Source organism: Bradyrhizobium sp. LeoA1Lang, assembly GCF_055413685.1.
In genome coordinates this window covers 1-9974 of sequence record NZ_JBVAPG010000226.1, presented here as the reverse complement: position 1 = coordinate 9974, position 9974 = coordinate 1, and the positions used below count along the sequence as shown (strand labels likewise).

Sequence of the window (9974 nt, the reverse complement as noted above, 5' to 3'; positions counted from 1 at the left end):
CCAGCCGGTGTGATATCTCTCGTCATGGCGTTGCTCTCCTTTGTGGAATCAGCACCCCGAGCCTACCGGCTCAAGGTGGGCAACGCCGACCTCTTCAGTAATTCAACAGAACCCGGGACATCCCCCATAGGCCAAGCCGAAGGTGGCACCGGCAGGGCTCTGGGTTTTCGATTTCCGATACGGGTTCGATGGGTGGGACACGGCCTCTGCCGGTGGATACATCCCGGAGTACCGCTGATCCGCTCCACCGCCGGGGGTTGCAAGGATCAGTGCTGCCGCCCACCCAAGTGCAGGACCTGTGTGGATATACTCCGCGAGATCTCTTCCTGTCGTTATATATCGCGGTGTCGTGTCGAACTGCAGCTGGCGCTTCGGTGCGGCGCCGTTCTGGATCGCCAGCCACTCCTCGTATTCGGTCAGGAATTCGTTGGCGGGCAGCGCGGTGCGAATTTGAGCACTGATCCACTGTGCGGCATACGGCACGTCCCGGAGCAGGAATTGCGAGATCGGCGGGCCGTCCAAAACGCCTGGAGGCGTGACGGAGCGGCCCTTCGGGTCAGCCGGATCGAAATAAAGCGCATTGGCACGGAACAGCGTACTGGGCGTGACCCGCCCACCAGACTTCGGCCCCCGGAAATCGGCAAGCTTGTTGAGTTCCTCGGTTGCTGCAAGCACGTCGTGATTGGAGGTGTCGTCGCGCAACTCGGTAAGCGGAACATCACGAAGCAGGGATTGCCAATATACTTCGACCGCCTCGCCGCCGCGCTCCGCACTTGCGAGGGCTGGTGCCGGCGGTATCCCAATCTGAGTAGGGTTTATGCCGCAGAGACTGACCGCCTGTGTGCCTACGGGATTGACCAGTTTGCGAGTGCCGCCGAGCGGGATTTTCTCGAAATCAGCGGGATCGCCCGACTAACAAGCAGTGTAGAGGGCCTGCCATGCCGCTTGTTCGACTTCGCCGCGTTTGTCGTGCGGCAGGCCCCGTGAATCGGAACCGATCTTGTTGGTGTACCGCGCCTCATCGCCATTCGTCGGGTGTGGAGCGATGGGAATTTTCTCGCTGTTGCTCGCGCAGACCTCTCGGACTTCGAAGGCGCGGCGCTTGAACGCCGCGTCGAGTGGTCGCGGGTCCGCGCTCACAGGCCCCGCGGCCTGGGCGATTCCGGGCATGCCCGGAGGAGACGCAAGCACAGCGGCGCTAACTGCGATACCGGCCCCGCCGAGTAGCAAACGGCGAGTGACAAATGTGGTTGGCAAGGCTGGCGATGTCAGGTCGGATTCAGTCGAAATTATGGGGTGATCAGCCATCGAGATTTCCTCCCCTCGCAGGCACCGCTTTGGGCCAAACAGCGATTTGATGGACGTTCCCAAATTTGGTTTCATGGCGATCCCTCGTTGTGGTCAACGTCGGCATCCGCGCGGCCCGTGCGCGCGGCGAGTGCTCGTGAGAGACCGGCACAAAAGGATTGTCGGTTTTAGGAAATGCGATGCTTGCCGATAGCATCCCGGCTGCCCACTCCGCCCTAACGGAGATGTCGGCACATCCCGTCTTGAGGAGCAGCTTCAAATGGAGACTAAGCGGTCGGAGGCCGATCCAAAAGAAGTCTCTTACTGCCGGTGTGCGGCACAATGCCGCCGAAACTGGTGAACGCCAATGTCGGTGATGGGTCACTCGCGTCGTTTTCGGCCCGTTCGAGGGATGTCTGGTTATCCCTTAACAGCGGTGGAATAGCAGACATCCACCAACCGCCGCTTGGGGCCCATCAGCCGACATCAGCCTGCCAACCAGGGTGGCCTCACTCAGGTGGGTGGCGCCCCTCGGCGTGGGCCAACGCCGAAAGGGCGCGCGGGAGAGGCGATCAGTCCGTCGGCTGCGGCCCGTCGTAGCCTTCGATTACGATGATGTCGATGTCTACGGCGCCCGCGCGCAATGCCTTCGCCTTAGCATATTCGGGCGACCGGTAGCAGGCGAGCGCGGTCGCATAGTCCTTGAACTCAAGCACTATGTTGCGGCCGCGCGCCTTGCCTTCCACCGCCTCGAATGTGCCGCCGCGCACCAGAAATTTCGCGCCGTATTTGCGAAGCACCTCCTGGAGGACGACGCCGTAGGCCTGGTACCCTTCCGGCTTAATGACATCGACGCGCCCAACCCAATATCCCTTCGGCATGTTGTCCTCCTTACCTCTGCCCCACTTTATCCGGAACCAGCAGGGCCACTCCAAAATTCAACTCAAACAAGAGGTCGCCCTTGTTGAGGATATCGCCGTCCTTGAAACGATCGCGAGCAGTAGCTGACGGCGATGACCGAGCGACGCGACGCCAATCTTTTCAAGGTCTTGATCGATCAGATCAGGCAAAATATCAAAGGTGATGTCATTCTCGGCAAGGCGTTGCGCGTATTGCCCGAGACCAAGCTTCTGAAGCCAGTTCGGAATCTGCTGCATCGCGGCACCTCTACGGGCTCAGCGCTATCCGTTCTGGACCGGGAGGACTTCAACTCTAGCACACGCGCGAGCCTATTGTAGCCTCAAGGAAGAGGCCTCATGTCCGGTCAGGGTTAAAAGCCGTAATACTTGCGGCGAGCGAATCGAGTCCGCTTTGCCTCTGAGAGCGGACCACATCGCGACAGATCAAATCTGTCGCAATGGGCCAAGAGGCCACACTCAACCCACCTTTCCAGCACCCCTGCGGGAGCCGATCAAACGGTCTGAAAGAGGGCTCCAACAAGGTGGTCTGCAAACAAAAAAGTCGCGCCGACAGGAGTGGGCGCGACTCGGCATCGCCAGAATTCGATCAGGAATGAGGCCGTCGACTACTTCTCTTTGATAACGGTCGTGCTGCTAGAGCCGCTAGTGCTACCAACAGTGCCTTCATCGCAGACTTTGGTCTGCTTGATGCGGTCTTCAGCTTCCACGCGGCTCGTGAAGGCCATTGGACCGATCTGCGTCACGACTTCCTTGTCCGCCGGGCGCGTGGTGGTAATCGTGCAGTGACGGCTGGGTCCTTGTACGACGTAGTACTCATCAGCCAGTGCTGGGGCGGCGCATCCGATGATTAGTGCGCCAGCAAGAAGAAGGGGTGTTTTCATTGTCGCCTCTCTATTCAAGTACTGCCGAATAAAGGACGAGCGCGGTGAACAGAAATCCGCGTGCTACTGCGAACTCGACTAGATTGCCGCTCATCGTTCAATCCTCTCGGCGGTTCTGTAACTCGCCCGACGGTTTGGAGTTCCGCGATTTCTGGTGCAATGTGGGCCAGCACCAAACCAGTTGCAATGGTACAAAGACCCTGAGTTCTGCTCCAGGTCAAAAGCGCCGATTGGAAGGTCGACCAGTCACTTCCGATCTACCCCCGATGAGCAGACGATTTCCGATCCCGCGCGGACTTCGCATTCGGGCCAATAGCAAATATCGCGCGTACAGCGGGCCAAGAGGAATGCGTAACAGTGGCCGCCCTTTCTAGGATGTCGCGCTGCGCCGCAGTAGTTTGCTCCACATCTGCCTCCTCTCCTTTGTAAGTGCGATGCGCTGCATCGAGACGACTGTCTTCTTGTCGGGTGAAAAGCAACAAACTCTCGACAAAGCATACCGAGCGAAATGGCGCGTTTCTTGCTGCGGTGCGCCTAAGCATTGCCTTACGTCATAGCCCAAAAGTGTCAGAATTTACTCATCTTTTGCTGACGCGGGAATTTCTGCATGTGCAGGAACCCTGCCTCATGAGTTTGCATTGTCTATTTGTTTTCCATTTGTTGTGAGGCCGATCATGCGTCTCATTTTCAGAATGGTCGCGATTGCGGCGGTCCCGGCTTGGATGGGGATACACACGGACCCTGCTGCAGCACAGAACTTCGATGAGAGATGGTCCATCATTCCAAAGGCACACGCAGAGCCGGTACCCGAGGCACGCGACCAGTCTAAACAGGATTCGCAAATGCAACCTCCGGTCGGAGCAGAGCCGACACGTGGTTCGGAAGATCGCTCAGCGGCTCGTTCTTCCAACCGAGTATTTTCCGGAAAGGCCTCCTACTATTCGTATCGGACAGGAAAGACAGCGAGCGGCTCTTCGTTCAACCGGAGCTTACTGACCGCAGCCCACCGCAGCCTGCCGTTCGGCACGCGAGTTCGCGTCACCGACCTTGAGAGCAACAGGTCGGTAGTCGTTCGTATCACCGACCGCGGACCGAGTGTTCGTGGCCGCGTCCTCGACCTTTCGCTCGGCGCCGCGCGCAGCTTGGGGATTACGGATCGTGGCGTGGCCCAAGTTCGCGCTGAGGTATTCTAGGCTTGTTCCTGCTAGGGGCACCAACTAGGCTGTTCAAGCCCGTTCCGAAGCGTCCGCAACCGTCCGCGCAGTGCTCGGAAACCCTTGAAAAATAGGCGCTTTCGCGTACATCGGTGTTCGTCACCGTTTGTTCTCATCCGATCCCAGCCGGCCGATTTGTTGGTATTTTTGTTGGTATCGTGTTGGTATCGGGAGAACAAACGTTCACGGCGAGTTTCGCTATTCCGACGAAGGAATTGAGCAGATCGCCCACAAGAACGATGGCGCGTGCACCAACCCCGAGCAGATCAGAACCGACGTCGACTGCCGCGCTGCGCGACCGAGATTCGACAATGACGCGTGGAGTCCCGCCAAGATTTCCGACGTGACCAGCGGCGGTCTCTATCTCTTCGTGACGCCCGACCAGAGCAGGCCCGGCAACGCTGCCTCCAAGCTCTGGCGGGTGGGCTACCGCTTCCACAGCCGTCAGAAAACCTACTCCATCGGCCCTTACGGTAACGGCGAGGATGGCACGTTCTCGCTCGCCGACGCGCGGCGCGAGCGCGACAGGGCCAAAGACCTGCTCAAGGAAGGCAAAGACCCGAGCACCGAGAAGCAGCTCGACAAGCACAGGCTGGCGGCCGCCCGGCCTTTCGAGAAATGGGCCGACGAGTGGCTCGCGAAGAAGAAGGTGGAGAAAGTCAAACGCGGCAGGATCGTCGCGGTGCGCGACCCCAAGACCATCGAGGTGCTTGAGCTGCGCGTCCGCTACGTCGAGGGTCGCTTCGGCAAGCTGTGTAGGCAGGACCTCAAGCGTCCGGACGTGCTCGCTTTCATGCGTTCATACGAAGCCGAGGGAAAGCTGGAAACCCGCGACCGCGTGCGCAGCATCGGTGAGCAAATCTGCGACTATGCCGACGTCGAAGGCGACGGCTACAATCCATTCCGCAACCTGAATGGGCAGATGATTGTCAACATTTCGACGCCGCGTCCCGGCGTCACCGAACCACGCGAGGTGACGCGCGTCTTCAAGCTCATCAGCGCACCGTGGACGAGAGCGAGGTTTGGTGACGTTGTTGGCCTTGCCTTGCGCTTCGATGCGCTGACCATTCCCCGGCATGGTCAATGAAATGGAGTGGAGCGAGGTCGATTGGGATGCCGAACGCTGGACTATTCCAGCCACGAAGATGAAGACCGGTTGGGACCATGTCGTGCCTTTGTCACGGCAGGCACTCGCAATCCTGCACAGCGTTCAGAAGCTGACCGGCCATCGCCGGTACGCGTTTTCCTGCTCGAAGGACGCGCCGCTATCAAACAACACGCTCAACAAGCGCTTGCGGCTGCTTGGCATTGACACCAAGACTGATCATTGTGCCCACGGATTCCGGACCACCTTCTCGACCCTGTCTCACCACGAAGAGATCAAGGACGCCAAGGCATGGGATGGCGATGTCGTCGAGCTGCAGCTCGCGCATCTCGATAACTCTACTGTGGAAGGCCTCTACAAGAAGCACGGACCGCTCGCGCTGATCGGCTCGCGCACGAAGCTGATGCAGCGTTGGGCTGATCGAATCGACCACTAGCTCGATCCCAAGAAGGTGATGCCGATCAAGGGAGGCGCGCAGGGTTGAGCCACCCATCATCAGGCTGGTTATTGTTGCCCAATTCAATCCTTGGCAAGCTCATGTGATAGTCGTCGACGCTTGGACAAAGAACCAGCGATCATAGTTCGTGAGCCGGACGCGACCATGCGGCCTACGCCTCAAGACAATCGACTGTGTCGAAGCACCGCGTTCTCGGCTGCAAGCCGCAACTTCGACTTGAATGGCGAGGCCACCACGGCAAGAACGAAGCAGAACAGCCCGATCATTCCGCCAGCTTAGGCGATTCCATCACGTCATTAACTCGGATAAGGTTTTCGGCACACACAGCGGCCGGAACGACTGCGCAAGCGCCTCATAGCGCGCGCTGGACCCCTGCCCCAGCCAAGATCGATCTGCGTCATGTTCATTCTCCCATCCGGGTCGCAACGCGACGTCATAACATCGCCCATCGGTCACTCAGATCCGGCGACCGTTTCTGTTGAAGCGAGTGAGTCAACGCTGAGCGACAGCCGCCGTATTAAAGTCACGATTGAATTCGACTGCGACGTCGATCTTCTTTCCAATCACGCCAAAGTTGAGCAGCACCGCCGCGATCCGCTGCTCGCGCTGTATCAGTGCATCATCAAGTATGACGAACGAGGATTGCTGGAACGCGGTCACGTATTTCGCCCGCTGCGGTGTCTGCTTCAGTTTCTCGACGAAAATCGCTTCGATCTCCGCCTTGTGGTCTGGATACCAGACCCAATAAGCCTTGAGGCGTGACAGAAAATCTGCGATTTGCGCTTTCTTGGCCGGATCGCGGAGAACGTCGCCACGCGCGGTAAAGACATTGAGCGCCGGAATATCGAGTTCATCACTATCGACCAGGATTTTAGCCTTCCCAGCCTCGATGGCATCGACGACGCTCAGCGTCCCTCCAGAGAAAAGGTCGACCTTGCCGGCATTGAACGCGGCTGCGCTCGTCGTGTTGTCGGGAAGACGAACGGCCTCGATCTCCTTCTCTGTCAGACCGGCCTTCACCAGCGACAGCACATACTGAAGATAATTGTAGCCGCCGAAGTTATGCGACCAACTGTGTCCCTTTGCATCAGCCAAGGTTTCGACGCCAGTGCCTGCGCGCGCCACTGTCACGATCGGCGGGTATTTCTTGTCGGCCGTTCGCCAGCCAGCAATGATCTGGAGCGGCACGCTGGCGGCGGTCCACTCCTCCTTGGCCTTGCCTTGTTCGATGATCAGGGACGTATCACCCATATGCCCGATGTCGATCGCCTTGGAGTATAATGCAGCCAGCTGCGCCGCTGGGCCCGTGAGCGTGACCCACTGCACGTCGTAAGGCGCGCCCTCGAGCACCTTCGAGGCGGCAACCGTCTCGGGCAGGGTCTGATCTTGGAAGCCGACGAGCAGCACCGGTTTTCCGCTCTCGGCAAAAGCTGGTGCCGCAATCATCGCGACGAAGAGCCCCACGGTGAGCAATGTTCTGCGAAAAAGAGATGACTCGGCATGTGTCATAGCGGTATCCTGATGCATTGTTGAACAGATCTTTCGTCAGACGGGCGGTTCGTCGGTCGCGACGCCAAGTTCGGCGAGCAATCGCTGTCGCAAATGGTCGAACGCGCGATCTGTACGCGCGCGAGGCCGGGGCACATCGACCACGGCATCGAAGCGGACGCGTCTACCGTTCAAGACGACGACCCGGTCGGACAGGCTCAAGGCTTCGTCGATGTCGTGCGTGACCAGCACGACGCCGGGCGAATGCCGGTGCACCAGCTGATGCACCAGGCCGTGCATGCGGATCCGGGTCAAGGCATCGAGCGCGGCGAAGGGTTCATCGAGCAACAGCAGGTCCGGTTCTTGCGCCAGCGCGCGCGCCAGGGCGACGCGCTGTGCCTCGCCGCCGGAGAGCGTTCTCGGCCACGCATCGATCTGTTGAACCAGCCCGACTTCGTCGAGTGCGGCCGCCGCCAGCTTTCGCGCCGCCGCGTTGCGCGAGTGACCGATGACGACGTTGCGCCAGACCTTAAGTGCCGGAACCAGACGAGGCTCCTGGAACACGACGGAGCGCGCTGCAGCCACCGCGACTTCACCCTCGTCGGCGCGATCGAGGCCAGCGAGAATCCGCAACAGCGTGGTCTTGCCGGTTCCCGACGGCCCGAGCAACGCGACGAATTCTCCTTTTCTCACCTCGAAATCAACGCCGTCGAGGACAGCGCGGCCGGCAAAGATGCGGCGAACGCCCCGCAGCAGTACCGTCCGTGGTCCAAACCCGCGGTCATCCCCGGACCAAGGACTGAGGTCAGATGGTGCTGGCGCTGCAGCGCGCGTCCCAGCAAGGTCATGCAAAGACAATGGACGCCCTCCACGGCAGTGCCAAGCGCTCGACCCATCGCATCGCAAGATCGATCACGATGCCAAGCAGCGCATACACGATGATCCCGGCGATGATCACATCCGTGCGCTGGTTCTGATTGGCGTTGTTGAGAATGTAGCCGATCCCCGAACGGGCATTGATCTGCTCGGCCGCGACAAGTGCGAGCAGAGAGATGCCCGCGGAAAAGCGAATACCGACCAGGATCGACGGCAGCGCGGTCGGCAGGATCACCCGCAACGAGATATGCCGCGGCTTAAGGCCGAAGACCTTGGCGGCCTCGATCAGTTTCGGGTCGACACCACGGACGCCCGCATAAGTGTTGAGATAGACCGGAAAGATCGTCGCTCCGTAGATGAGCGCCACTTTCGCGGTCTCGCCGATACCGAACCAGATGATGAAAAGCGGAATCATGGCGATGAACGGGATTGTGCGTAGCATCTGAAGCGGCGCATCGAACAACTCCTCTCCGAGCCGCCACAGCCCCGCAAACAGGCCAAGCGCAAGCCCGGTACTTGCACCGAGGGCAAGCCCCGTGAGCGCCCGATGCAAAGAGGCCGGAATGGCCCTCTGCAGCTCGCCTGTTCCGATCAGTTCGCCAAACGCCTCGATCACGATGAGCGGTGACGGCAGCACCGTCGGATCGACCACCCCGGACACCGACACGATCTGCCAGATTATCAGCAGCCCGATCGGCACCAGTGCTCGCAGCGCCCCACGGCCGACGGATATCCAGGAGCTGCAACTGGCTGGTTTGCCGTTGGCGCCGAGATCAACGAGATGCACGCTTCGATCAGCTTCCCGCTGGTCGCCACCGGCTGCTTCGGCCTCGACGATCGGGGATTCCGCAAGACTCATGGGGAGACCTTGAACGACACCGTCGGGTCGCGTCGGATCTGCTCAAGTAGCCCGACCTCCCAGTCGAGATAGGCCTGGAAAGCGGCCAACCGGTCGCCCGCCTGCTGGTAAGGCGAGCGCCAGACATCGTCGGTCGGATGAATCAGGGCCGTCTCTCCGGTCTGAAGCGGAAGCCCGGACGCCCGCCACGCATTCGTGCCACCCGCCAGCACGCGGACCGGTCGCCCCGCATGCGCCGCCAGCTCTGCCGCAGCGAAGGCCGCGAGAGTCCCGTCCGACGACGTCAGCACGACCGATGCGTCGTCTTTGAGGCCTCGCGCGGTATCGAGTTCGGCGCGGACTGCGAATTTCGCTCCCGGAATATGGCCCGCCGCATAGGCGAGGCTGGTATCGAGGTCAATGACCGTGACGGCGCCCGCGTCGAGCTCCGCTTTCAGCGCGTCAGGCGCCACAAGTGCGGCGGCCGGCGGTTCACGCAGTAACGGCGACTGATCCGGACCGGTCAGCCGCCCATCACCGGTCTGGCGTACCGCCAGCGCGTAGACCTCGCCCCAGCCGAGCTGCACCAGCCAACTCGCGGTGATGGCCGCGCGTGCGCCTAACTCATCATCGACAATGACAATGCGGGCGTTGCGCGCGCCGATCCAGCGATCGATCCCCTGGATCAGCTGTCCACCTTCCGCCCAATGCGCAAGAGGCAAATGGCCTGCCTCGAATTCGGCCTTCGTCCGGACGTCATAGACATAGAGCGAGCGTTCATCGAGCTATGGCCGAAATTGGGTGATGGGGCTGATCAGGCGGCGCGGTTAGCTGGCGTCGTCGATTCTGCGACGCCGTCGGTAAATTTGACGCCGGCAATGACCCTTGGCAACTGATTTTCGCCCTTC

General features: G+C 60.3%; 11 protein-coding genes and 2 pseudogenes. 3 read left to right on the top strand and 10 right to left on the bottom strand.

Translation table 11 applies throughout. The features are described 5' to 3' along the window. Positions 1-102 precede the first annotated feature (102 nt). The 5 genes from ACZYOF_RS39570 to ACZYOF_RS39550 form a co-directional block, all read right to left on the bottom strand. Entirely contained in the window at positions 103-702 is a 600-nt protein-coding gene (locus ACZYOF_RS39570) for a hypothetical protein (protein WP_463719136.1), read from the bottom strand. Positions 703-912: 210 nt separating this feature from the next. Next, on the bottom strand, positions 913-1308 hold the full coding sequence (locus ACZYOF_RS39565) for a hypothetical protein (RefSeq protein ID WP_463719135.1): 396 nt from the start codon (positions 1306-1308) through the stop codon (positions 913-915). 551 nt (positions 1309-1859) lie between these two features. Next, a complete protein-coding gene (locus ACZYOF_RS39560) occupies positions 1860-2168 on the bottom strand; it encodes a DUF1330 domain-containing protein (protein ID WP_282529598.1) in 309 nt (102 codons plus the stop codon). Between the two features lie 57 nt (positions 2169-2225). Beyond that, positions 2226-2444, bottom strand: a complete 219-nt coding sequence (locus ACZYOF_RS39555) for an SAM domain-containing protein (protein ID WP_282529599.1) — start codon at positions 2442-2444, stop codon at positions 2226-2228. A gap of 368 nt (positions 2445-2812) precedes the next feature. Further along, positions 2813-3088 (bottom strand): hypothetical protein, encoded by a 276-nt coding sequence (locus ACZYOF_RS39550; RefSeq protein WP_463719134.1) that lies wholly within the window; start codon positions 3086-3088, stop codon positions 2813-2815. Positions 3089-3993: 905 nt separating this feature from the next. On the opposite strand from ACZYOF_RS39550, the pseudogene ACZYOF_RS39545 reads away from it, so the two are divergent. From ACZYOF_RS39545 to ACZYOF_RS39535, 3 genes and pseudogenes are all read left to right on the top strand, one after another. Beyond that, positions 3994-4281: pseudogene (locus tag ACZYOF_RS39545) on the top strand (septal ring lytic transglycosylase RlpA family protein); the annotation flags it as partial. A gap of 127 nt (positions 4282-4408) precedes the next feature. After that, positions 4409-5389: a tyrosine-type recombinase/integrase gene (locus ACZYOF_RS39540; RefSeq protein ID WP_463719133.1), complete on the top strand. Its 981-nt coding sequence runs from the start codon at positions 4409-4411 to the stop codon at positions 5387-5389. Beyond that, on the top strand, positions 5379-5843 hold the full coding sequence (locus ACZYOF_RS39535) for a tyrosine-type recombinase/integrase (RefSeq protein ID WP_463719132.1): 465 nt from the start codon (positions 5379-5381) through the stop codon (positions 5841-5843). The genes ACZYOF_RS39540 and ACZYOF_RS39535 overlap by 11 nt, the downstream gene beginning before the upstream one ends. Positions 5844-6356: 513 nt before the next feature. Here ACZYOF_RS39535 and ACZYOF_RS39530 read toward each other — a convergent pair. The 5 genes and pseudogenes from ACZYOF_RS39530 to ACZYOF_RS39510 form a co-directional block, all read right to left on the bottom strand. Continuing rightward, positions 6357-7373, bottom strand: coding sequence for a type 2 periplasmic-binding domain-containing protein (locus tag ACZYOF_RS39530; RefSeq protein ID WP_463719131.1), 1017 nt, complete (start codon positions 7371-7373; stop codon positions 6357-6359). Positions 7374-7409: 36 nt separating this feature from the next. Continuing rightward, complete coding sequence (locus ACZYOF_RS39525; protein WP_463719138.1) at positions 7410-8204, bottom strand: ABC transporter ATP-binding protein; 795 nt, start codon at positions 8202-8204, stop codon at positions 7410-7412. Further along, positions 8197-9087: an ABC transporter permease gene (locus ACZYOF_RS39520; RefSeq protein WP_463719130.1), complete on the bottom strand. Its 891-nt coding sequence runs from the start codon at positions 9085-9087 to the stop codon at positions 8197-8199. The genes ACZYOF_RS39525 and ACZYOF_RS39520 overlap by 8 nt, the downstream gene beginning before the upstream one ends. Further along, on the bottom strand, positions 9084-9653 hold the full coding sequence (locus ACZYOF_RS39515; RefSeq protein ID WP_463719137.1) for a rhodanese-like domain-containing protein: 570 nt from the start codon (positions 9651-9653) through the stop codon (positions 9084-9086). Before ACZYOF_RS39515 ends, ACZYOF_RS39520 begins: the two co-directional genes overlap by 4 nt. Beyond that, a pseudogene (locus ACZYOF_RS39510) lies at positions 9633-9818 on the bottom strand (rhodanese-like domain-containing protein); the annotation flags it as partial. The gene ACZYOF_RS39515 and the pseudogene ACZYOF_RS39510, both read right to left, overlap by 21 nt. Between the last annotated feature and the right edge of the window lie 156 nt (positions 9819-9974).